The organism is Brachyspira sp. SAP_772, assembly GCF_009755885.1.
In the GTDB taxonomy this organism is placed as follows: domain Bacteria; phylum Spirochaetota; class Brachyspiria; order Brachyspirales; family Brachyspiraceae; genus Brachyspira.
In genome coordinates this window covers 1-25,064 of the sequence record NZ_VYIX01000001.1, presented here as the reverse complement: position 1 = coordinate 25,064, position 25,064 = coordinate 1, and the positions used below count along the sequence as shown (strand labels likewise).

21 protein-coding genes and 1 pseudogene are annotated in these 25,064 nt (G+C 27.9%); 12 read left to right on the top strand and 10 right to left on the bottom strand.

Translation table 11 applies throughout. The features are described from left to right. Nucleotides 1–344: 344 nt before the first annotated feature. From GQX97_RS00110 to GQX97_RS00085, 6 genes are all read left to right on the top strand, one after another. The gene (locus tag GQX97_RS00110) at nucleotides 345–1,055 is read left to right on the top strand and encodes a TetR/AcrR family transcriptional regulator (protein ID WP_157149941.1); all 711 of its coding nucleotides are present in this window, start codon (nucleotides 345–347) and stop codon (nucleotides 1,053–1,055) included. Nucleotides 1,056–1,130: 75 nt separating this feature from the next. Further along, complete coding sequence (locus GQX97_RS00105; protein WP_157149940.1) at nucleotides 1,131–2,579, top strand: TolC family protein; 1,449 nt, start codon at nucleotides 1,131–1,133, stop codon at nucleotides 2,577–2,579. A 58-nt stretch (nucleotides 2,580–2,637) separates the two neighbouring features. Continuing rightward, nucleotides 2,638–5,829: an efflux RND transporter permease subunit gene (locus tag GQX97_RS00100; protein ID WP_157149939.1), complete on the top strand. Its 3,192-nt coding sequence runs from the start codon at nucleotides 2,638–2,640 to the stop codon at nucleotides 5,827–5,829. 141 nt (nucleotides 5,830–5,970) lie between these two features. Continuing rightward, nucleotides 5,971–6,444: a 2-C-methyl-D-erythritol 2,4-cyclodiphosphate synthase gene (gene ispF / locus GQX97_RS00095; protein ID WP_157149938.1), complete on the top strand. Its 474-nt coding sequence runs from the start codon at nucleotides 5,971–5,973 to the stop codon at nucleotides 6,442–6,444. 10 nt (nucleotides 6,445–6,454) lie between these two features. Continuing rightward, nucleotides 6,455–7,453 carry a squalene/phytoene synthase family protein gene (locus GQX97_RS00090; RefSeq protein ID WP_157149937.1) on the top strand — a complete coding sequence of 333 codons (999 nt, stop codon included), beginning with the start codon at nucleotides 6,455–6,457 and terminating at the stop codon, nucleotides 7,451–7,453. Between the two features lie 94 nt (nucleotides 7,454–7,547). Further along, entirely contained in the window at nucleotides 7,548–8,042 is a 495-nt protein-coding gene (locus tag GQX97_RS00085) for a TspO/MBR family protein (protein WP_157149936.1), read from the top strand. On the opposite strand, the gene GQX97_RS00080 is transcribed toward GQX97_RS00085, so the two are convergent. Beyond that, nucleotides 8,039–9,358: a TonB-dependent receptor domain-containing protein gene (locus tag GQX97_RS00080; protein WP_157149935.1), complete on the bottom strand. Its 1,320-nt coding sequence runs from the start codon at nucleotides 9,356–9,358 to the stop codon at nucleotides 8,039–8,041. The genes GQX97_RS00085 and GQX97_RS00080 overlap by 4 nt on opposite strands. A gap of 139 nt (nucleotides 9,359–9,497) precedes the next feature. Here GQX97_RS00080 and GQX97_RS00075 point away from each other — a divergent pair, with 139 nt between their 5' ends. The 3 genes from GQX97_RS00075 to GQX97_RS00065 all read left to right on the top strand — a co-directional run bounded on the left by GQX97_RS00075 (nucleotide 9,498) and on the right by GQX97_RS00065 (nucleotide 13,245). Further along, the gene (locus tag GQX97_RS00075) at nucleotides 9,498–10,109 is read left to right on the top strand and encodes a hypothetical protein (protein ID WP_157149934.1); all 612 of its coding nucleotides are present in this window, start codon (nucleotides 9,498–9,500) and stop codon (nucleotides 10,107–10,109) included. Between the two features lie 3 nt (nucleotides 10,110–10,112). After that, the gene (locus GQX97_RS00070) at nucleotides 10,113–11,498 is read left to right on the top strand and encodes a phosphohydrolase (RefSeq protein WP_157149933.1); all 1,386 of its coding nucleotides are present in this window, start codon (nucleotides 10,113–10,115) and stop codon (nucleotides 11,496–11,498) included. Nucleotides 11,499–11,847: 349 nt separating this feature from the next. Then, nucleotides 11,848–13,245, top strand: a complete 1,398-nt coding sequence (locus GQX97_RS00065) for a phosphohydrolase (protein ID WP_157149932.1) — start codon at nucleotides 11,848–11,850, stop codon at nucleotides 13,243–13,245. Here the strand turns inward: GQX97_RS00065 and GQX97_RS00060 are convergent. Beyond that, nucleotides 13,235–14,038, bottom strand: coding sequence for a Cof-type HAD-IIB family hydrolase (locus GQX97_RS00060; protein WP_157149931.1), 804 nt, complete (start codon nucleotides 14,036–14,038; stop codon nucleotides 13,235–13,237). The genes GQX97_RS00065 and GQX97_RS00060 overlap by 11 nt on opposite strands. A 2-nt stretch (nucleotides 14,039–14,040) precedes the next feature. Next, a complete protein-coding gene (locus GQX97_RS00055; protein WP_157149930.1) occupies nucleotides 14,041–14,823 on the bottom strand; it encodes a Cof-type HAD-IIB family hydrolase in 783 nt (260 codons plus the stop codon). 179 nt (nucleotides 14,824–15,002) lie between these two features. Between GQX97_RS00055 and GQX97_RS00050 the strand changes: the two genes are divergently transcribed. From GQX97_RS00050 to GQX97_RS00040, 3 genes are all read left to right on the top strand, one after another. After that, a complete protein-coding gene (locus tag GQX97_RS00050) occupies nucleotides 15,003–15,947 on the top strand; it encodes a dihydrodipicolinate synthase family protein (protein ID WP_157149929.1) in 945 nt (314 codons plus the stop codon). 65 nt (nucleotides 15,948–16,012) lie between these two features. Then, the gene (locus GQX97_RS00045; RefSeq protein ID WP_157149928.1) at nucleotides 16,013–17,281 is read left to right on the top strand and encodes an NRAMP family divalent metal transporter; all 1,269 of its coding nucleotides are present in this window, start codon (nucleotides 16,013–16,015) and stop codon (nucleotides 17,279–17,281) included. Between the two features lie 117 nt (nucleotides 17,282–17,398). After that, nucleotides 17,399–18,382, top strand: coding sequence for a LacI family DNA-binding transcriptional regulator (locus GQX97_RS00040; protein WP_157149927.1), 984 nt, complete (start codon nucleotides 17,399–17,401; stop codon nucleotides 18,380–18,382). Between the two features lie 61 nt (nucleotides 18,383–18,443). Here GQX97_RS00040 and GQX97_RS00035 read toward each other — a convergent pair whose 3' ends face one another. The 7 genes and pseudogenes from GQX97_RS00035 to GQX97_RS00005 form a co-directional block, all read right to left on the bottom strand. Next, nucleotides 18,444–19,397 (bottom strand): ABC transporter permease, encoded by a 954-nt coding sequence (locus GQX97_RS00035; RefSeq protein ID WP_157149926.1) that lies wholly within the window; start codon nucleotides 19,395–19,397, stop codon nucleotides 18,444–18,446. Nucleotides 19,398–19,436: 39 nt separating this feature from the next. Continuing rightward, entirely contained in the window at nucleotides 19,437–20,558 is a 1,122-nt protein-coding gene (locus tag GQX97_RS00030; protein ID WP_157149925.1) for an ABC transporter permease, read from the bottom strand. After that, the gene (locus GQX97_RS00025; RefSeq protein ID WP_157149924.1) at nucleotides 20,558–22,081 is read right to left on the bottom strand and encodes an ABC transporter ATP-binding protein; all 1,524 of its coding nucleotides are present in this window, start codon (nucleotides 22,079–22,081) and stop codon (nucleotides 20,558–20,560) included. Before GQX97_RS00025 ends, GQX97_RS00030 begins: the two co-directional genes overlap by 1 nt. Before the next feature lie 67 nt (nucleotides 22,082–22,148). Then, entirely contained in the window at nucleotides 22,149–23,207 is a 1,059-nt protein-coding gene (locus tag GQX97_RS00020) for a BMP family protein (RefSeq protein WP_157149923.1), read from the bottom strand. A 54-nt stretch (nucleotides 23,208–23,261) separates the two neighbouring features. Next, a complete protein-coding gene (locus tag GQX97_RS00015; protein WP_157149922.1) occupies nucleotides 23,262–24,065 on the bottom strand; it encodes a nucleoside phosphorylase in 804 nt (267 codons plus the stop codon). Between the two features lie 8 nt (nucleotides 24,066–24,073). Next, nucleotides 24,074–24,874, bottom strand: a complete 801-nt coding sequence (locus tag GQX97_RS00010; protein WP_157149921.1) for a nucleoside phosphorylase — start codon at nucleotides 24,872–24,874, stop codon at nucleotides 24,074–24,076. A gap of 37 nt (nucleotides 24,875–24,911) precedes the next feature. Continuing rightward, a pseudogene (locus tag GQX97_RS00005) lies at nucleotides 24,912–25,064 on the bottom strand (2-deoxyribose-5-phosphate aldolase); the annotation flags it as partial.

Below are 25,064 nucleotides of genomic sequence, written 5' to 3'. Positions count from 1 at the left end.
AATTTTTATAAAACAGTTAAATATATTAAGCATTATTATTTAAATAATAATGCTTATTTTTTTATTTTCAGTAAAACATTTAATTTTAAAAGCATAAGAAATTAAAGATTAGTTTTACGATTCAAATAATAAAATATTATATACCCTACCACATAAATAAAAAATATATTTCCAAATACTAAATTTCTGCATCAAAACGCATGCAAAAATAAATATAATATTTTTTTAAATTTTAGCTATTGACATTATTTTTTAATTGTATTAATATTAGTTTCCAAATAAAAATGACAGACCTGTCATTTTTATTAACTCTATTTACATGAGGTGAAAGCAAAAAAACCAAAATGCCAAAAGTAGATGAAGAATATTTTGAGAATAAGAGAAAAATAATCTTAAATGCTGCTATGAGAGTTTTCCAAAGAAAGCCTGCTTATAGCGTTACAATGAAAGATATTGTTAATGAATCTGGATTGAGTCAAGGGGGTGTTTACAAATATTATTCAAATATAGAAGAAATTGTTGCGGCTTTACTTAATACTATTACTGTACCTGTACAGCCAAAAGAGCTTATAGATAAATATAGTAATGACCCCGAAAAGGCTATATTTGAATTATTTAGTGCTTTTAGAAAATTTTTCTTTGTAACAGCAAAAGAATTTGGAAAAATAATGTTTGAGTTGCAGCCTATGTTTTTCAACAATATGGAGAAATTAAAAATATTAAAAAAAAATATTAATAAAGATATTATATTAAATTATTGGTTTGGTGAATTATTAGTATTTATAGATAAAAAAATAGATGAAAAATATTTTACTCCTGTATTGAATGCAAAAGACATTTATATGCATATGATAGTTAGTGTTGGCGGAATTGGTAATGAATTAATATTAGACAAATATTATAACTTAGACAGAAAGCTTTATTTTTATAAGGGGGAAAAAAGAAAAGATAGAGATTTAGAAGTTAATTTAGATGCTTTAATTGACACATTATATAAAACATTATTACTTTTACTTGGAAGTAAAAATGTAAACAAGTATGGTTTTATAAATTAGAGAAAAGTTAATAAATAAAAAATTAGAGAAAAAGTTAGTAAATGAGTAGATTTATGGGTATAAGAAGGAGTATTAATGAGGATAAAATTATTATTATTAATATTATTTAGTATCAGTATGGTATATGGTCAAACTACTAATACATTAAGTTACGCCCAGTATATGGAAAATATTAGAGATTTGATACCAGAATTAAAGATAAATGCTGTAACAGAAACAAATGCTGAAATGAATTTGCTTAGTGCAAAATCCAGCGGAGATGTTAATCTATCTGCACAGCTTGGAGCAGTTGGTAAATATGGAAGTTTATCATCAGGATATACTGACCCAACTTTAAGTCCATCTATTGGTGCTACAGGTATTCAAGCAGGAATTGGTCTTGGAAGTTTAATACCATATACAGGTACAAAATGGTCTGTTAATTTAACACACAACTCTTTTCTCACAGGAGATTTAGTTTCACCTGATGGTACAACAGCAAAATTTCAAAATTATCAGCCATCATTAACATTAGAAGTAACTCAGCCTATTTTAAGAAACTTCTTCGGAGCATTAGACAGATACCCTATAAAAGATGCTGAATATGCCTTAAACATAGCAAAACTTCAAAGAAGATTAGATGATGCTAGCGTATTAGTAGCTTATCAAAAAATCTATTATCAATGGATAATGTATGAAAAGCTATTAGAATATTACAGAAATATGTACATCACAGCAAGAAGATTTGAAAATCAGATGAGAGACAGATACAACAGCGGTCTTATAGATAATGACTCTTATCAAAATGCAAGAACACAAACTATGCTTTATAGCGATTATTTTGCACAAAATAAAATTGCTTTAGATACACTATTAACAACAGTAAGCTTCTTCTTCCCTGTAACTAATCTTAAACCAGATCATACTACTTGGGATTCTTATTTAGATTTAGGAAGCAATATGACTATGGAGTCTGTTGCTTTTGCTGACAGTGTTAATGGACAGATTGCATATCAATCAAAAATTAGAGCGGAATATGCTTTATCTGCAATGAAAAACGGTACATTACCAAGTTTAGATATAGTAGGAAGTGTAAGCTTAAATGGTGTAAGTCCTAATACTTCTGGTTATTTTAATTCATTTGGAAGCATGACTAATGTTGATTTTTTTGCTGGTGTGCAATTCTCCTACCCTCTTGGAAACAGAGCTAATGAGGCACAATACAAAATGGCTGAAAACTCTTTATACGGAATAATAGCTCAATACGATATGCTTGAAAAAGATTATAACACACAACTACAAGGATATATTTATAAATTTGAAACCTATAAAAATTTAATGAATAGTAAAAGAGCACAAATCAGAGCAATTAACTCAAGAATAGCCACACAGCTTCAAAAACTTGATCAAGGACGTTTAGAAGTTGATGATTTGCTTACTTCAAGATTAGATTTAGTAGCAACGCAAACAGAGCTCTTAAACCTACAATATGAGTTTATTACAACCATATTTGATTATAGAGCATTACTTGCTATGGACTACTAAAAATTATTATTAAGCAAAAACAATAATAAAAGTTAATATCAAGGAGAATGACTAATATATGGAAAGAATTATAGTATTTTTTGCAAAGAAAACTATGCTTGTTAATATAATAGTAATGGCTATATTATTTGTAGGAGGCTATTACTATTTCAACTTACAAAAAGAATCAATCCCATCTACAGATTTAGATAAAATGCTTGTAGCAGTAACATACCCCGGTGCTACTCCGCTTGACGTAGAACAAAATGCTGTTATACCAATAGAAGAAGAATTACAAGCTATAGCTGGTATAGATGAATATGAAACAACAATAATTGAAAATGTTGCTATTATTATAATTACATTAGATGAAACTCTGCCAGACAGACAGCCTGTAAAAGATGAAGTATTTAGACAGATGCAAAACGTTCCAGATTTATCAGAAGATGTTGAAGAAGTTACAACTTATGACTTAAACCCTAATAAAAGGTCTATATACACATTAGCTGTTCACTTTAAAGAAGGTATGGAAGGAGATGAGAGAGAATTATTTGATGTAAGTCAGTGGCTTGAAAATGAACTTGTAAGGCTTGATGGTGTTGGAGAGGTAAGAATAGACGGAAGAACTGACCCAGAAATTAAAGTATATGTAGACCCTATAAAAATGCAGCAGAATTATATAGCTTTAAGTGATGTAGTTAATGCTCTTGCCGTAAGGAATGTTAGGGCTACAGGCGGAGATATGGAAGCCAACAACAAAGAGGAGACTGTTGTAACTTATGGAGAGTTTATCAATCCTTTAGAAGCAAGCAATACTGTTATACGTTCTACATTCAATGGACAAAAAGTTAGAATAAGTGATATAGGACGAGTTGTTGAAGGTTTTGAAGATAAAACTGTATATATGAGAGTAAACCAATCTCCCGGTTATGCTTTATCTGTTGTAAAAAATGAAAACGCTGACATTCTTAAAACTATTGAAACTGTAAATCAGTATTTAAAAGATAATGCTGACTTAATACCTGAAAATGTTCAAGTAACACCTATGGGTGATGACTCTAGAACAATTAAATCACTTTTGGATATAGTTACTTCCAACCTCATTCAAGGTTTTATTGTAATATTTATTACTTTAATTATATTTTTGGATTTCAAAAGTGCTATGTTTACAAGTTTGGGTATGATAATTACCATGTTCTCATGTTTTATATATATGCAAGTAACAGGAATAACATTCAATACTATGTCATTAGCAGCTATTATTACTGTACTTGGTATGATAGTAGACAACTCAATAGTAGTATCTGAAAATATATTTAATTTCAAAAATTCTGGATATAAAGGACTTGAAGCTACAAGACTTGCTGTAAGTGATGTTGTAATGCCAATGGTCGCTTCAACACTTACAACTGTTGCAGCATTTTTCCCTATGCTTACAATAAGCGGTATCATGGGTAAAATATTAAACCTTTTCCCAAAAATAGTTATATTTACTCTTGTTGTTAGTATGCTTCAGGCTACTTTACTCTTACCTAACCAATTACAAGACAAAGAAGATAAATATAAATCATACAAACCTAAAAAGAAAAGATTTAATTTCAAAAACCCTCTTGATTTTGACAAAGATGCTTTATTTGATAAAATGAAAATACCTTTTGGTGTTGCATTAGAAAAATTAATAAAAGTAAGATATATAGTAGTAGGAGCATTTGTTGTACTGCTTATAGCTTCAATATTTTTAGCACAAAGCAGTTTCAAAAACTTTGTACTTATTTATGACACAAGTGCAGACACTATAGTAATTAATATAGAAATGCCTATAGGTACAACTAAAGAAAATACAACAAAAGAAATTGCTAAAATTGAAGCTGCTGTTGCAAGAGTTGTAAAACCTGAAGAGCTTGTTGCTTTATATTCTCTTGTGGGTAAGCAAGTTGACCAAGAGGTTGTTTCTGAAGAGAAAGGAAATTTAGCGGGTATTATGGTTTATTTGGTTCCTGCAGCTCAAAGAGATAGAACTGCTGATGAACTTGTTGTATTAATTAATCAGGAATTAGATAAAACTGATGTAAGACAAACTGTTCCTATATTTAGTATGAATACAAAAGGAAGTATTGACCCGGGTGATCCTGTAGACATTAAAATAGTAGGTAACAAAACTGAACTTGCTAAAGAGGCAAAAGAAGAAATAAAAGCATTTTTGGCTACTGTTCCGGGTGTTATCAATATTGATGATGACGACAAAGTAGGTAAAGAAGAGTTAAGAATAATGCTTGATTATGATAAAATAGCAGAACTTGGTGTTGATGTTGCAACTGTAGCTAATGAAGCTAGAACAGCATACTATGGTACTGAAGCTACATATATACAAGAGCTTGAAAATAAATTAAATTTTAGAGTTGTATTTGATGATAAATTTACATATGATACACAATATCTTACTAATCTTTTAATACCTAATTCAAGCAGAAGACTACTTTATCTTCATAACTTAGCAACTATAGAACCAGCAGATGGACTTGCAACACTTATGCACTATAATGGTCAAAGAACAATAACTATTACAGCTGATATTGAATATGGTAAAAATACTTCTCAACAGGTTATGAATGCGGTTAGAGAAGAGTTTAAAGATTTCTCTAAAAAATATAGAGGATTAAAATTAGAGTTTGGTGGTGAGGCTAAAGAAACTGTAAAAGCATTAAAACAATTGGCTTTCAGTTTTGCTATGGCTTTCATATTCGTATATATTGTATTATTGCTTCAGTTAAACAGATTCATACAGCCTATTATGATAATGATAATTATTCCATTTGGTTTAATTGGGGTGCTTTTAGGATTTGCTATTCACAGAATGCCTTTATCATTCATGGGTGTTGTAGGTATTATTGGTTTGGCAGGTGTTGTTGTAAACAATGGTATTATACTTGTTGACCTCATTAACAAAATCATAGATGAAGGTGTTGAGGGTGGTAAAAAAGGAGTGGCTAAGGCTATTGTTGAAGGAGCTAAACAGCGTCTTCGTCCTGTATTCTTAACTACTGTTACTACTGTAGTTGGACTTTTACCTACTGTGTATGGTATAGGTGGTAGAGCTGATATTATTATTCCTATAGTTATGGCATTAGCTTATGGACTTTTATTTGCTTCTCTTCTTACACTCATATTCTTACCTTGTATGTTTATGATTATGTTTGACTTGAGATTAATAAAAATACCTGAAAGTAAAATCGAAGATACATCTACTATAATAACTAGTACAGGTAAATAAGCTTTTTCATATTTTTCTTACATTAAATAAGCCATTAGTAAAATAATGGCTTATTTTTTTATTTAACTATAAATATATTATTTTGACAATTTATAAGTTTTTATATATAATTTTATAAATATTATATTTTTAGGAAAAACAATGAGAATAGGATATGGATATGATTCACATATATTTCAAGAAAATCGTAAATTAATTTTAGCAGGAATAGAAATACCATATCATTTAGGATTAAAAGGTCATTCAGATGCCGATGCTGTAATACATGCTTTAATAGATTCTATATTTGGAGCATTAGCTTTAGGAGATATAGGAAGTCATTTTCCAGATAATGATGAAAACTATAAAGACATATCTTCTATGGAACTATTAAAACAAACAATCTCTATTATGAAAGAAAAAAATTATACTATATCAAACACTGATATTACTATCATCATAGAAAAACCAAAGATGAGAGATTTTATAGATTTAATGAGAGAGAATCTATCAAAGGCTCTTAATACTAGTATAGATAATATTTCTATTAAAGCTAAAACAAATGAAAAAATGGACGCTGTGGGCGAAGGTAAAGCCGTAGCTGTACATTGCGTAACATTATTAGAAAAAATATAAGAGATAAAATATGGGAACAAAAATTACAAACAAATATTTACTTGACTTAGTATCTAGAAGCTTTGCTTTAACTATACCGCTATTAGACAAAAATAAAAAATCTAAAGTGGAAGTGCAATATTTATTAGCAAGAATTATAGACACTATAGAAGATTCTATGCATAACACTAATGATAAAGAAACTTTAATAACAGGTTTTATAAATATATTAAAATCTTCAAGTTTAGAAAATGTTAAAAATCTTGATAATTTTAAGCATATAGTATTAGAAAAAACAATAAATGATAATGATAAAATATTGATAGAAAATATTGATTTAGTATTAAAGACATTTTTTAGTTTTGATTATCATATAAAAAATATGTCTATATCATATTTAAATGAAATGGGTTATGGAATGATATATTATCAGGACCATACTATAAATAATTTTGAAGATTTAAATGATTATTGTTATTATGTTGCGGGAACGGTTGGAGTATATTTAACAGAGCTTATTAGAGCTTTGGACAATTTATCACTTGACAGAGAAAAGGCAAAAAAGTTTGGAAGATTTCTTCAAAAAGTGAACATTATAAAAGACGTGAGAAATGATTTTAAAGAAAACAGAATATTTTGGCCTAAGAATTTATTTAATGATGATAATATAGGTTCATACTTTCAAGATGAAACTTATAGAGATAAATCTATAGAGGTTCTAAATAAGATGGTTGATAATGCCATGGACGATTTTGAAGATACAATAAAATATATAATGGAGATAGAAAAAAAGGCTGTTGGATATAGGCATTTTTGTTTGATAGCAGCATTGATGGCATATAAAACCTTAAAAATAATGTATAACAATTATAATGTGTTTTCTGGCGAGCCTATTAAAATACCAAAAAAAGAAACTATGGATATTGTTGCTAAAGCAAAGGCTAACTATTATACAAATAAAAAATTAGAAGACTTGATAGAAACTCATTTATCTGAGAAATATGAAAAAATAGTAAAAGAAGATAAATAATTAACTAAAATAATTAATATATGAATTATAGTTCTTTTTAAATTTTTATATTTTTGCTATAATTATAACAGAAAATAATTATAAGGAGTATAAAATGAAAAAAAGATACTTTATAATTCCTATTATAACTATTGCAATTTGTTTATTTATGGGATATTTAGCTGGAATATCTGTTAAAGCTGATAATTTCTCATGGTATAATTCTCTAAATAGATCTCCTCTAAACCCTCCAAATATAATATTTCCCATAGCTTGGAGTATATTATATATTTTAATGGGTATATCAATAGCAATTATAATTAATAAATATATAGATGAAAAAGATTTAGAAATAAAGAAAAATATTAAAAATTATATATTTCTTTTTATCGTTCAATTTATTTTAAATATGTTTTGGACTTATATATTCTTTGGTTTAAAAAGTCCGTTATTTGGTTTTATAGAAATAATAATTTTAGATATACTCATTATAATTACAATGATGAAATTTAAAACTATATCTAAAGCAGCAAGTTATATATTGATACCTTATATTTTATGGTGTTTATTTGCAAGCTACCTAACTTTTCATGTATTAATATTTAATTAAAAAACTACTGTAATATCAGCAAAATACTCCCTACTCGATATAGGATAGCCCTTTATAGTTTCATATTTTACATCTAGAATATTTTTTATTCCATATTTTAAAGAAACTGTCTTTTTATAATTAAAAGAAGATATCAAATCAAAAGTGGTATAAGATTTAGTCATATCACTTTTAGTAGTATTATTATAATCATCTCCTATATACTGAACATTAAACATCAAAGCATATTCATAATTTAAATTAATACCATAAACATATTCTACAGAAGTATTAAATTGATGCTTTGGAAGACCGGGAAGTGAATTATTATTAACACTTAAATTATATGTATTTTCTCCATAAAGATAAGAATAATTTCCCTTTAATCTAATACTCGAATTGATAGAAGCTAATGGTATATTAAAAGTAATGGTTGTTTTATTTCCTTGTGCCATTAAGTATTTATTATTTGTAATAGTTAAAGTATCTCTTTTGCTTGTTACAAAATACATGCTTTCTATTATTATAAAATCAACAGGTTTAAGTTTTACTCCAAAAGTTCCGCCTTGATATATATTCTGATTTTTTATATTATTTGTTTCATTTTGTCCGAGTAAACCAATATCTGTTTGCAAATCTAAAAAATATTTACCAGTAAAGCTTATCTCATCAATGGGTTTCAAATTAAAACTTACATCGCTTTTTAAATATGTTCTTAAATCTGCATTCTTACTCTTCCTTCCGCTAAAACCTTTCTCCTCTCCAGATGTATCTAATTTAAAATTGAGTGAATTATCATCTTTTTTTATTTTGTAATTCAACACATTTAAATTACCATAAGTTTTGCTTGAATTTGTTTCTATTTTTTTATAAGTTATTTTTTCATTTGTAAAGTCTAAAGAAACATTTTCTAATATGTTTTTATAAATCAATTCTTCACCCTGAGAATATCTGGAAGTAATTATATTATAAACTATATTTCCATCATAAATATTATATCTTATATCAATAGAATCTATATTATTTTTATCATACAAAAATAAATATATCTTCTTCTCTTCATTATTTAATCTTGTACCATTAATTATAAAAGCGGACTGAGAATATACTTTTTTATTTTTTATATTAATATTGCTAAACTCTTTTATAATCTCTGCTAGGTTTTTTGACTTAGAAGATTTAATGTCACTTTTTCTAATAATTAAATAACTATCAAAAAAATGATTAGTGTTTTCTTCTGTTATATTGTCAAAATTAGTATTCTCCTCTATATATGAAAACAAATTATAAGAAAGAATAACAATTATAATAAATATTAATAATAAAAATCTTCTCATATACATATATTATAAACTTATAAAAAAATTATCAACTGTAATTATATATAACAAAAAAATAGAATAATAATAAAATAAATCAAAAATTTAATTATAATAAAGAATTGTTTTTTTATACCGATATCATATAATAAGATATATGAAAAAATTAATTATATTATTTATAATTTTATCTATAAGTAATCTATACCCTAAAATAGATATGAAACGCTCAACCATAATAGAAAAAAAAGATTATGGATATATAGTTTATGCTGAAGATTATTATAGACTTTATTCGCTTCCTTCATATTATGCTGAATATGATTTGCTTAGAAATGTGGATTATTTAGAAAGAGCATTAAACGCACCATTTGATTTTGTAAATAGAGCATTAACTATAATAGAAACAGAAGAAGCTTATACTAAATATAAAGATCTTATGCATATGCAATTTAATTATCTAATCACTCAAAATTACATATATTTAGCAGGTCTTTACGATAAAGAAAATTATTATTTTTATAATTCGCAGTTTGATGAAGATATAAAAAAGAGCTTTGAATATGCTGTTTATTTTTATAATCTAGCTAAAGAAAGATGGATAATTACTAAGGAATTGGCTCAAAAAGTAATGAAAAACAAATCAAAGCTAGAAATGGATAATTTAATAGACAAAGCATACAAAATAGCACTTGGAGAAATAGATTATAATAAAACAGCAGATAGACAATTAAAGCATATAGAAGAAATATTAAATATGATGGAATAAATTATGGATAAATACTATGAAATAGAATTTGAAACCATAATAAGATCAAAGATAAAAATATATAATGATGATATTACTATAAAATGCCAAAACATGAATGGAATAGTTACTTATTTTGAAGGTAAAGCTATTGATATATTTATAGATGAAATAAAAAAGAATAATCTTTTACTAAAAAATTCAAAATTCTACACAAGTGTATTATTAGATAAAAAAGAAATCCCCAATAAAGAAAAATTTAATGCAGCTGAATATTTTTACCGTATTTATTTAAATTGTATACCCTATTCTAATAAACTAAAAGATGAAAATAATGAAACTTTAAATAAAATATGCAAAGAAAAATCTGAAGAACGTTTCTTATTTTTAGAGACAAATGTTGATAAATTAAAATCTATATTTAAATCTACAAAAAAAATAAATTTAGATACATTGTACTTAATAGATAGAACATTAAGCGATATAGGAATATTAATAAGAACTGATTTTATCAAATATATACAAGCTATAAAAAAATCTCTTGCTATAGGGAACAAAGTGGATAAAAAAGATATGTATATTTATCATATAATGAGCAGCATTGTTTCTTATTTAGAGCATAATCGAGTTTTTAATTATATTTTTGATAATGCTGATTTTCAAGATATTAATATGATATCACATAGCAATAGAACTGCTTTAATGATGATGGAGTTTATGCATTATTATAATAAAGAGTTTAAAAATAGATTAGGAAATAAATTAAGATTAGAATATAAAAATAAATATATAGATAAATATAAAAAAATAACATCACATTTTGGAAGCGATATACCAATAGATAATTTAGAAAGAGTATTTAAATTTGGAATAAGAAAGTTTAGCAGTACTGAAATAGTTAATTTTTCTATAGGAGCTTTATATCATGATATAGGTTTATTAAAAATATTTGATTCAGTACCTATGAATAATTTCCTAAAAGATACAGATAACAATCAAGACTTACATGCATTAAAAGGTTATAACTTTATAAAGAAAACTTTAAACTTTCAAGATGATGTATCATTATTAGTAGGACTTCATCATGATTATTATGGATATTCAAAAAATAATCTTATAAAACAATTTTTAAATAATAAATATCCAGATAATATATTGTCATTTGAAGCAGAAGATTTTATAAAAGGCGAAGTATATGCCTATGTGCCTTCAAAAATATTAGAAATAGCAGATATATTTGATGTATTAGTTTTTATGAACTCAAAGAAAAAAGAAAAAGTTGAAGATGTATTAATATATATAAAAGATAAACTAATGGCAGAAGAAATAAAATTAGACCCTATTATTTTGGATTTATTTATTGATTATCTATCTGAAACATATCAAATAAAATTAAATGTTACAAATTAAAGAAATCTTTTAGAAAAACACCTACACCATTATTTGTATATGTTATATGCTTATATAATATTATAAATTTACAAAAAAATTATCAACTGTAATTATATATAATAAAAAATGTAATAATAAAATAAATCAAAAATTTAATTGTAATAAAGAATTGTTTTTTTATAGCTATATCATATAATAGGAGTCATGAGGAAGTTAATTGTATTATTTATAATTTTATCTGTTAGCAATCTATCCTAAAATATATACGAAGTATTCTACCATAATATAAAAAATATTATGGCTATATAGTTTATGCTAAACTTTATTAGCTTCCTTTAGAAGAAATTTAAATATAATGGAATAAATTATGGATAATGAATACTATGAAATAGAATTTGAAACCATAATAAGAGCAAAGACCAAAATATATAATGATGACATTACTATAAAATGCCAAAATATGAATGGAATAGTTACTCATTTTGAAGGTAAGGCTATTGATATATTTATAGAAGAAATAAAGAATAATAATATTTTATTAAAAAACTCAAGATTTTACACAAATGTATTATTAGATGAAAAAGAAATATTTGAAAAAGAAATATTTAATGAAGCTGAATATTTTTATCATATTTATTTAAACTGTATACCTTATTCAAATAATTTAAAGAATAAAAACTTAAATACATTGAGAGAGATTTCCAAAGAAAAAAGTGATGAAAAATTTTTATTATTAGATGTTAAACTAAATAGATTAAAAGAACTTTTCAAATCAAATAAAAAACTCAATAATGAAATAGTTTTATTAATAGATCAAATATTAACAGATATAGGCATTCTTATTAGAACAGATTTTATTAAATATATAAAAAATATAGGAAATTCTACTGTTGAGAGTAATAAAATTAATGGAAAAGAGATGTATCTTTATCATATAATGAGGAATATAGTTTATTATTTGGAAAAAGAGTATATTTATAATTATATTTTTAATGCGTATAATGATTTACAAGATATTAACATGCTATCACATAGTAATAGAGTTTGTTTAATGATGATTGATTTTTTGCATTATTATAACAGAGAATTTGTGAAAGGATTAGGAAACAAATTAAGATTAGATTATAAAAATAAATATAGAGAAATATATAGAAAAGTTACTAGTAATTTTTACAGCGATATATCTACAGAAAATTTAGAAAATGTATTTAAACTAGGTATTAGAAAATTTACAGATTCAGAAATAATATATTTTGCTATAGGCTCATTATATCATGATATATCACTACTTAAAATATTTGATTCAGTACCTATGAATAACTTTCTAAGAGATACAGACAATAATCAAGACCTGCATGCATTAAAAGCTTATAACTTTATAAAGAAAACTTTAAAATTTAAAGATGATATTTCTTTATTGGTAGGACTTCATCATGATTATTATGGATATTCTTCAAACAGTTTGATAAATAAATTCTCAACTGAAAAAGATCAAGAACATATACTATCTTTTGAAGCAGAAGATATTATTAATGGTGAGGCATTAGCTTATGTACCTTCTAAAATATTAGAGATATTAGATACTTATGATGTATTAGTTTTTATGAATTCAAAGAAAAAAGAAAATTTAAAAGATGTATTAATTAACATGAGAGATAATCTTATAACCAATAAAATAAAATTAGACCCTATATTATTTAATTTATTTACAAATTTTTTGCATGAAGTTTCAGATATAAAATTAATTTCATTATCTATAGATTAAAGAAATCTTTTAAAAATACTCCTACACCATTATTATTATTGGTATCTGCTATATACTTAGCATTCTTTTTCACATTATCCTCAGCATTACCCATAGCAACACCAACACCTGCAAACTTAATCATCTCTAAATCATTATAATTATCTCCAAAAGCCATTACACTGTTTCTATCAATACCTTTCTTATCGCATAACCATTTCAAAGCATTAGCCTTATTTGTATTTTCTGAAAGTATCTCTAAAAAATGAGGCTCAGAGAAAGAAGTGTGAACTGTAAATAAATTATCAATTGTTTTTTGTATCTCTTCCAACATATCAGTTTCTCCGAGTATGACCATCTTTTGAACTTCAATATTATAATTAAAATTTTCTAAACCTATTATTTTATTTTTTTTATCAATTTTTTCTGTATGAGTTTGAAATTTAAAATTATCTTTTGCAACTATATATTCTTTTATAGAATATATAATTAATGAAGCATCTTTTATATATTTTTCTTTATAAAGATTTATTATTTTCTTTGCTATATCTTTTTTTAAAGGATTGCTAAAAATACAATTAAAATTATTATCAACAACCATAGCCCCATTGAATACTATAGATTCATTATTATTTTTTAATTCTTCATAAAAAAAATGCATAGCAGATATAGGTCTTCCTGTAGAAATTACAACATCAATTCCTCTATCTATCAATTTAGTTATAATATTTTTATTATAATCTGTTATTTTTTTATCTTCATTAAGAAGAGTACCATCTAAATCGGTAGCTATTAACTTTATATTGTTGTTCATAATTAAATAATTTCCTCCAAAAACTTTCCTAATCCATCATCTTCATTAGACAAAGCAACATAATCAGCTCTTTGTTTTAAAATATCCTCAGCATTCTCCATAGCAACCCCAATACCCGCAAACTCAATCATCTCTATATCATTATAATTATCTCCAAAAGCTATAACATTTTTTCTATCAATGCCCTTCTTATCGCATAACCATTTTAAAGCACTGCCCTTATTTATACCAGAAGCTAAAACCTCTAAAAAATTAGGATGCGAAAATGAAGTGTGAACATCAAGATTTTCTCTTATATAAGTTTCAAGATTAGAAAGCACATTGTTCTCACCAATAAATAGCATCTTACTAAAATTATAATTGTCAAGTAAATCGAATCCTATTACAACATCAGTAATATTTTCTTTTTTTGCATAATTTTTGAAATATATATCCTCTTGAGAAACTATATACTGATTGCCATTGTAAACATGCAAATAAACATCATAGCTTTTAGCAATATCCATTAAATACAATACATCATTTTCTTTAATAACTTCATTATATACAATATTTCCTTCACTATCAGTAATAACAGAACCATTACAAACTATAGAATAATTATTATTGTCTAAATATTTGTTGTATCTTTTAAGCCCATCAAAAGGTCTTCCGCTAGCTAATATAAGCTCTATACCATTATTAATGCAATCTTTTAATACATCTCTATTGTAATCGCTTATCTCACTATCATTATTAAGAAGTGTACCGTCTAAATCTGTGGCTATTAGTTTTATATTACGCATACTTTATATAATACCATAAAAAAAATCTAATTCAAGTATATTTTAGTTTTATTGAAAATATAAAAAAAAATTAATTTTTTATAAAAAAAACAAATTATATGTTGATTTCTACAAACGTTTGTATATACTATAAAGTATACAAACGTTTGTAGAATATATTTAATTTTAAGGAGTTTCTTATGTCAAAACAAAAAAATTGGAAAACTATATTTCCAGCAATATCAATACCATTAAATGATGATTATAGTATTAACGAGCCTGAATTAAGAAAATATGTTAAATGGTTAGCATCTTTTGATGAAATAAAAGGTTTAGTTTGTAACGGACACACAGGAGAAATAACTTCATTAAGAAGAAGCGAAAGAAAAAGAGTAGTAGAAATAGTAGCTGATGAGGTAGGAGATAAAGTTACTATTATATCAGGAATAAACTGTGAAAACACTATAGAATCTATAGAAATGGCTAAAGAGGTTAAAGAAGCTGGTGCTGATGGTATACTTTTAATGCCTCCTCATATGTGGTTAAGATTTGGAATGCACCCTAGAGCACCTTTTGAATACGTAAAAGATGTAGCAGAAGGAGCCGATATAGATATTATTATACACCTTTATCCTGCAACTACAAAAGCATTTTATCCTGTTGAAACTTTAATCGAAATGGCTAATAAGATAGAACATGTAAAATGTATAAAAATGGGTACAAGAGTAATGCCAAAATATGAACATGATATAAGAGAACTTAGAGAAAAAGCTCCTCATATATCTTTAATAACATGCCATGATGAAACTTTATTAAGTTCTATGTTCCCTGGAGTAGATGGTGCATTAATAGGATTTGCAGGCTGTATTCCAGAATTAATAACAGAAGCTTGGAAAGCAGTAAAAGCACAAAATTATGCAGAAATAAAAAAATACGATGATTTAATCTACCCTATTTCTCAAGCTATATATGGAGAGGGTCAACCTTCAGGTGAGGCTCATGCTAGATTAAAAGAGACTTTAGTACAAAGAGGAATATTTAAATCTGCTTTAATGAGAAGACCTGTACTACCTTTATGTCAGGAAGAAAAAGATATAATTAAAAATGCTTTGGCAAAAAGTAAAGTTCCAAATGTAACATTATAATAATTATAATATGCATAAAGCTCTGAAATTCCAACTATTTCAGAGCTTTAAGGGAGTGTGATTAAATGGATAATATTAATGATGTAAAATTACTTCCAATTAAAGAACTCTTAAAAAGAATAGGACCTAGTGCCATTATATCTACAGGTATTGTTATAGGACCCGGGGCAATTACTACAGCTGCTATGATAGGTGCAAAATATGGATATAAACTTATATGGCTTTTAATTCCAATTATATTTATGGGCTGTTCTTTCATACTTACAATATATAGAATTTCTACATTAACAGGTCTTCCTTCTTTACATGCAATTAGAAAATATTATGGAGCTTTTGCTTCGGGATTTGTAGGCTTTGCTACTTTTTTATCATGCATGTTTTTTACTATAGGAAACATCTCGGGTACTGGTACAGGGTTTAATCTTTTATTTAATTTAAATTGGAAATTAGGTTCTATTATAATGATATGTGTGATGGGATATTGCTATTTTTCTAGGAATGTTTATTCAAAAGTTGAAAAAGGAATAACATTATGCATATTAGGAATGGTAATATCATTCTACGTAACTTTAATAGGAAGCGGGGGACCAAATATAAAAGAAACTTTTTATGGAGTCACTCATTGGACATTGCCTGCTGGAAGTATGGCTATGGCTTTAGGTTTTATTAGTACCAATGCTTCTGTAAATACTGGCGTATACGGTACTTATCTTGGAAAAGAAAAGAAATGGAAAAAAGAAGATTTTTTTAATGGAGTGGTTTTAGTTGATACAATAGCACATATATTATTAATAGTACTAATTAGCGGAGCTATAATGGTTGTAGGTGCAATAGTGCTTTTCCCAGAAGGAAAAACAATAAAAGCCCCAGAACAATTAGCAGAACTTTTAATACCAATATTAGGAAATGCTTCAAAATATATTATGGGTATTGCTTTATTAGGGGGAGCTTTTTCTTCTTTACTTGGAAATACTCAAAGAAGTATAGTACTTCTAAATGCAGGTTTTAATAAGCCAGTAGAATTAGAAAATAAAATGGTAAAAATAGAATCTATGATTTTAATAATAGTATGCTCTATTATATGTTTTTTATATAATGGTTCTCCTGTGCAGCTTATATATTTAGCAAATGTTGCAACATCTGTAGCAACTCCTGTAGCGGGATTATTTATTGTATTATTAATATGGCGTAAGGATATAAACGAAGGCTATAAACAACCTATTATATTACAAATATGTATGACTATAAGTTATTTGTTTGCATTATTTATGACATTATATGCATTAAAAAATTCTTTTCCTCAATTTGCAAAATCCATACTAGACCTATTCTAATAATAAATAAAAAATATATAGGGGGTAATATTAACATACTCCCTATATATTTGACATATCAAAATTATATTATATACTTTATTCCGAATTATTTTATTAAAAAAAATTAGGAATAATATGAGTACGTTAAAAGATGTTGCTAAGCTAGCAAATGTTGATGTGAGTACTGTATCAAGAGCATTAAATGGAAAATCATACGTTCAGGAAGAAACTAAATTAAGAATATTAAATGCTGCTAAGCAACTTAATTATAGCCCAAATCTGTTAGCTAAAAATTTAAGAGAAGGAAAAAGTAAAACTATAGCTGTAATAGTTCCAAGCATATCTTTAAATATATTTGCAGATATAACATATTACATAGAAATAGAATGCAGAAAACTTGGTTATAACACCATAATATCAAATACTCAAGATGACCCTTCTATAGAAGCTAATTGTTTAAAACATTTAAGCAAAGGTTTTGTGGATGCAATAGCAATAGCTTCTTGCGGAAAAAATAAAAAATTAATAAAAGAAATACATAAAAGAGGAATACCAATAATTCAAATAATAAGGAAATATGATAATACCATATCTAGTGTAGCAGCAAATTATGAAACCATTGGTTATGATGGTACTAAATATTTAATCTCTAAAGGATGTAAAAATATTGGATTAATAAATGGGTCTAAAGATATAATACCATATAAAGAAAGATATGATGGATATAAGAAAGCAATAGCAGAAAATAATTATCAAGAAAATGTTGCAGAAATAACGGCTCTTGATTTTTTAGAAGGCAGTTATAATGCTGTTTATAATTTATTAGAAACAAACCCAAATATAGATGGAATATTAGTATCAACAGATATGCAAGGAATAGGAGTAATGAGGGCTTTAAAAAATAAAAAAATTAAAGTACCACAGCAAATAAAAATAATCAGTTTAACAGGCAATTATATAGGGGCTTGGCTTGAAACTGCAATAACTTCTGTAGAAATTCCTTCCAAAGAAGTAGGCAAAAAAATAGCAAACATAATCATTGAAAATATAAAAAATAAAAAAGATACTGCTAGCCACATAGTATTTGAACCGCATCTAATAGAAAGAGAAACTACTTAATATTTATTAAAATACTACTTATTTAATTAATAATAAAATATTATCTAAAATAATAATATTATTATCTTGCTCCTTTATCATAAGGCACTCCAGAAGCTTTAGGGGCTTGAGAGCTTTTAGAAGTAAATGAGAGTACAATTAAAGTAGCAATATAAGGTATCATTTTATAAATGCTGTTTGATATGGGCAAATTAGCAAGCAAAGGTATACCAGAATATGCTGAAGCAAGTGTTTTCATAAGCCCAAAGAAAAAAGCAGCATAAAGTATTTTAATAGGCTTCCATTGACCAAATATTAATACTGCCAAAGCCAAAAATCCATATCCTGCAACTGTAGCATTAAAGTTTGTAGAAGTAGGTATAATAAATACTAATCCTCCAAGTCCGCCCAAAGCACCTGAAATAGCAACACCAATATATCTTATTTTATAAACATTAATACCCACAGAATCAGCAGCTTGAGGATGCTCTCCGCAGCTTCTAAGCCTAAGGCCGAATCTTGTTTTATAAAGAACAAACCAAGATAAAGCAAGTATAACAAAGCCTATATAAGTTGTTATATAAGTATTTTTGAATAATAAATTGCCAATAACAGGAATACTTCCAAGTATAGGCACAGACTCTATTCTAAAATTATTAACAAAACTTATTTGCTGAACAGTTTGTATAGCTCTTGTAACATATATAGCAAAAGCAGGAGCAAATATATTTAAAGCAGTACCGCTAATAACTTGATCGGCACTCATATTAATAGCAGCATAAGCGTGAAAAAGAGAAAATATAATACCCGCTAAAGCAGATATAATCATAGCCAAAAATAATGTAACAACAGGAGGGAAATTTGGCCCAAGCCTGCTTATAAAAAATATTCCCGCGAAAGCACCTATTATCATTATTCCTTCAAGAGCAATATTAACAACCCCGCTCCTCTCAGAAAACATTCCCCCTAAAGCAACAAGTAAAAGAGGAATAGAAAAAAACATAGTCTGCTGTACTAAAAAATAAATTGTATCCATTGAAAACTCCTTTTTATTTGTCTTTTACTCATTGCATTTTTACTCATTAGCATTTGTCTCTCTATTTTTATTTACTTTTTTAGATATAAATCCAACAATAGATTTAAAAAGCAAAGCAAAAGCACTAAAATAAATGATAGAAGCAATAATCATCTCTATTATCTCAGGTGTAAAATCATAAACCTGCATATAAAATCCGCCAACAGTAATATGAGCAATGAAAAGCCCCGCAATCAAAATACCAATAGGATGAGAAAGACCAAGTAATGCAATAGGTATTCCCATAAAACCCTCTTCAGCAAGTACATCAATAACCTCAATATGCTTACCAATACCAGATAAATAAAGAAGTCCTCCGCCAAGCCCAGCTAAAGCACCAGCTATCACCATAGAAAGCACAATATTTCTCTTTTCATTAATTCCTGCATATCTGCTGGCATCTTTGTTTAATCCGCAAGCCTTAAGCTCGAAGCCAAATGTAGTTTTAGAAAGTATTATATAAGTTATAATAACAACAATAACAGCCACAAAAAAACCGCCATTAGCACTAGAGCCTCTAAATAATACATCTAACCCCATACCCGGTAATGTAGCAGAAGGAGGAATATTTTGCGATTGATTTTTAAGCATATCATAAACTGTTAATGTAACTAAATAATTAGTAAGATACATACCAATATAATTCATCATAATGCTTGAAATAACTTCATTAACATTAAACCTTGCTTTAAGAAGTCCGGGTAAATAAGCCCATAAACCGCCAGCTATAAAAGATGCAATTAAAGCGATAATCCAGTGAATAGCAGGAGGAAAGAATGTGCATTTAATTGCAACCAACACTGCAGCATAAGCCCCTATAATAAATTGACCGGGAGCTCCTATATTAAAAAGTCCATTTTTAAAAGCAAAACCAACAGAAAGCCCTGTGAGTATTAAAGGAGTAGCTGTATATATAACCTGACCTATACCCCTTGTGCCACCAGAAAAACCTCCAGAAAGTATAGTCATAAAAGCAGGAAAAGCTTCGCCCACATTACTTACAAGAAGTATTATAAGCCCTAAAAGTAAACCTATAATGATAGCAAGAAAAGATGAAAAGATATTTACAAAACCTTCTTTCTCTAAAACATTTGCTAATTTATCTTTTAAATTACTGCTCATTAAGCACTCCTTTTAGAACCAGCCATATATAAACCTAATTCATTTATAGTAATATCTTTATTATTTATCACATTAGCTACAATCTCACCTTCATATATAACAAGTATCCTATCACTCAAATTCATAACTTCATCAAGTTCTAATGATACAAGAAGTACCGCCTTTCCGCTGTCTCTCTGTGCTATTAACTCTTTATGTATATATTCAATAGCTCCAACATCCAATCCCCTAGTAGGCTGAACCGCTATAAGCAAATCAGGATTTCTGTCTATTTCTCTTGCCACTATTACCTTTTGCTGATTACCTCCAGACATGCTCCTTGCAAAAGTTTTAGCCCCTTCAGCACTTCTTATATCAAATCTTTTTATAAGTCCATTAGCATAATCTTCTATTTCTTTAAATTTCAAAAATCCATTTTTTTGGAATCTGTCAGTAAAATAAGTTTGCAGTATAGTGTTTTCAGCAAGCGTATAATCAAGTACAAGTCCATGTTTATGCCTATCTTCAGGAATATGCCCTATACCGCTTAATGTCTTTTTTCTTATAGATAAATTAGTAATATCCTTTCCATTCAAACTAACACTTCCGCTATACATATCCATAAGCCCTGTTAAAGCATATATAAGCTCAGTCTGACCATTTCCATCAATACCAGCAATACACACTATCTCTCCCGCACGTACATCAAAAGAAACATTCTTTACTATATTTTTTTCACTATGCGGAGATTTAACATTCAAATCCTTAACAGATAATATTACATCCTTTGGCTTAGCTTCTGTCTTTTCTACTACCAAAGCAACCTTCCTTCCAACCATCATCTCAGACATCTCTTCTTTTGTAGTAGTCTTAACATCAATAGTGCCAATATATTTTCCTTTGCGAAGCACTGAACATCTATCAGCAACTTCTTTTATTTCATTTAATTTATGAGTAATAAAGAGTATAGATTTACCTTCTTTTGTTAAAGATTTCATTATCTTCATAAGTTCTTCAATTTCATGAGGAGTAAGTACTGCGGTAGGCTCGTCAAAGATAAGTATTTCATTGTCTCTATAAAGCATTTTTAATATTTCAACTCTCTGCTGCATTCCAACAGTTAAATCACTAATAATAGCATCAGGATAAATTTCAAGCCCATAAGTCTTACTTAATTCCATAACCTTTTTTCTAGCATCATCTACTTGAAGCACACCATTTTTTACAGTTTCTACCCCAAGCATAATATTTTCTAAAGCAGTAAAATTATGAACAAGCTTGAAATGTTGATGCACCATACCAATACCTAAAGCATTTGCCGTATTAGGGTTATCAATATTAACTTCTTTTCCGTTAACCTTAATAATACCCTCTTCTTGCTTATAAAGTCCAAAAAGTACGCTCATAAGTGTAGATTTACCCGCACCATTTTCACCAAGCAAAGCATGTATTTCACCCTTTTTTAATTGTATGGTAATGTTATCATTAGCTACTATTCCCTTAAATCTCTTAGTAATGCCTAACATCTCAACTACATATTCCACAATACATCCCTCCTAAAATATAGGGATACCTAATCAAAAGGTATCCCTTTTATATAAAACAAATTTTTTACTGTATAAAATTAACTTGAACAATATTTAAAGGAAGTTTATTAACAGAATCAACATCAGTATCTTTAAGAAGTTTTATATTTCCAGCAACTAATTGCTGATATATAGCATCATAATTGTCTTTAGTAAAATTTTTAAATCTAGAAGTTTCCATAGGAAGACCTACACCATTAACTTTAGCATCAAGTACAACAGATTGTCCGCCAGGGAAATTGTCATTATAATAAGCATCTATAGCATCATAAACAGATCCTCCTAGCATCTTTATAGCAGAAGTAATAACAGTTGGAGATTCTGCACTCTGGTCAACATCAACCCCTATAACAAGACCATTATTTTGTTCAGCAGCAGCCATAGCTGAGTTTCCTGCACCACCCGCAGGAGCAAATATTACCTGTACTCCGCTTTGATACCAAGAAGTAGCAAGTGTTTGATTTTCTGGAGTAGGATTAAAGTTTCCAACATAAGTATAATTAATTCTCACTCTTCCTTTAGCTAATCCTAATTCTTGAGATGCATATTCAGCACCTTGTACAAAACCATAACCAAATCTTATAACAGCAGGTACAGCCATACCAGCCATAACACCTAAATTAGTATATCCCTCTTTTACTATAGCATAACCAGCTAAGAAACCAGCTTGCTCTTCTGCATAAAATACTGAATAAACATTGCTTTCTATTCTAAAATCAGTATAAGTACCATCTTGAGGAGTACCATCTAAAAGTATAAATTTAACATCAGGATGAGTATCTTGTGCTTTATATACTGCAGGTTCAAATAAATATCCAGGTGTAACTATAACTTTAGCCTTACCAGCAACAGCTAAATCTATAGCATTAACATATGCATCAGTAGACTTTTCTGAAGGCTGATAATATTTGTGAGAAATTTTGTTCTCTTCTGCATATTTTTTTAAACCTTCCCAAGACCCTTGGTTAAAAGATCTATCATCTATAGTACCAACATCAGTAATCAAAGCTAATTCATAACCCTTACCGCCGCTTCCGCAAGATAATATCAACGCTGAAATTAATAAACATAAAAGTTTCTTCATATTTTCTCCTATTTTTCTAGAATATTTATTGCTTAATTTTTATTAAAGCCAATTTTATTTTTTATCATTATCTATCAAAACTTTAATAGATTCTATAACCAAATCTATAGCCTCTTCTCCTGTGTAATTTTTTGGATCATCTATACCATTTTTTATTCTTTCTTGATTATGGAGCACAAGCATAGAAGCACCTGTTCTCACACCCTTAGAAGCTCCAACTGCAAAAAGTGCAGCAGACTCCATCTCTGAAGCCAAACATCCTGCCTTTATATATGATTCCCATTTATATAATAGCTCTTTATCAACTGCCATACTCTCTGGAGCATGCTGTGCATAAAAAGCATCTTTACATTGAACAATACCTGTATGAGTTTTTATATTGAGTTTTTTTGAAGCATCAATCATAGCATCTAATACATCTATATTTGGAACGCAAGGAAACTCATCTGGTATATAGTTTCTCATAGTACCACCAACCTTTATAGCACCATTAACTATTACAACATCACCTGGAAGTACATTCATATTCATTCCGCCGCAAGTGCCTACTCTTATAAAAGTATCAGCCCCCACCTTTATAAGCTCCTCTAATGCTATAGCTGTAGAAGGGCCTCCTATACCATGAGATGTAGTAGAAACTTTAACTCCATTTATATAACCAGTATAGGTAACATATTCTCTAAAATCTGCTACTAGTTTAGCATCATCAAACCTCTTTGCTATCTTTACGCATCTTTTAGGATCTCCGGGCATTATAACATATCTTCCAACATCGCCTTTTTTTAATTTTAAATGATGAACTAAATTCTCATCTTCTATAAAAAAAGGTTTTGGCAAAGCATTTTTTGTATTAGACATAAAATATATTACCCTCTCTTTTCTAATAATACTATAGCTTCTAATGCAGTTAAAATCATATTATCTATGTTTGAAGAATAGTTTAAATGCGTACCCATTCTCTCTATCATAGTGTTCTCTACAACATGCATAATTCCGCCAGCCCTCACATTTCTAATAGCTGCACAAGAAAAAAGCGCCGCACATTCCATCTCTGAAACTATAGCCCCGCATAATGTATAATATTTAAGATTATTTTCAAACCTCTCTCTAAAAAAAGAATTCTCTGGTTCTAACTCACCATAAAAACAATCTTTACTATGAACAACACCTATATGATAATTATAATTTTTTAACTTTGCCGCATCTCTTAAAGCAAACACTATATCTGTATTAGCAATAGCAGGATATTCAAAGGGTATATATTCTAAAGAAGTGCCCTCATCTTTTATAGCGGCCTGAGCAATAGCTAAATCTCCGGGCTTCACTTTTAAACTAAGCCCTCCGCCTGTGCCTACTCTTATAAAAGTATCAGCACCCACCTTTATAAGCTCTTCCATAGCTATAGAAGCAGAGGGACCTCCTATACCTGTTGAAGTTACACTTACAGGAATATTTTTATATTTGCCTGTAACTGTAACATATTCTCTATAGTCAGCTTTAAACTCTACATCTTCTAAAAAGCCTGCTATATACTCAACTCTTTTAGGATCTCCAGGAAGTAAAACATATCTTGCAACATCACCCTTTTTTAATTTTATATGATACTGCAATAACCCCTTATTAAAAGCTTCTTCATCATAGAATGCTTTAGGCTCTCTATATTCCATTTACAATAATCCTTGATTTTTTATTTTATTAAAGAAATTACTTTAAAGACTTCATTATAGTGACACCATTACTAGTACCTATTCTATTAGCACCAGCATTTATCATTTTTATGGCATCTTCATAAGTTTTTATTCCGCCTGAAGCTTTTACTCCTATTTTATCTCCAACTGTCTTTCTCATAAGCTCAAC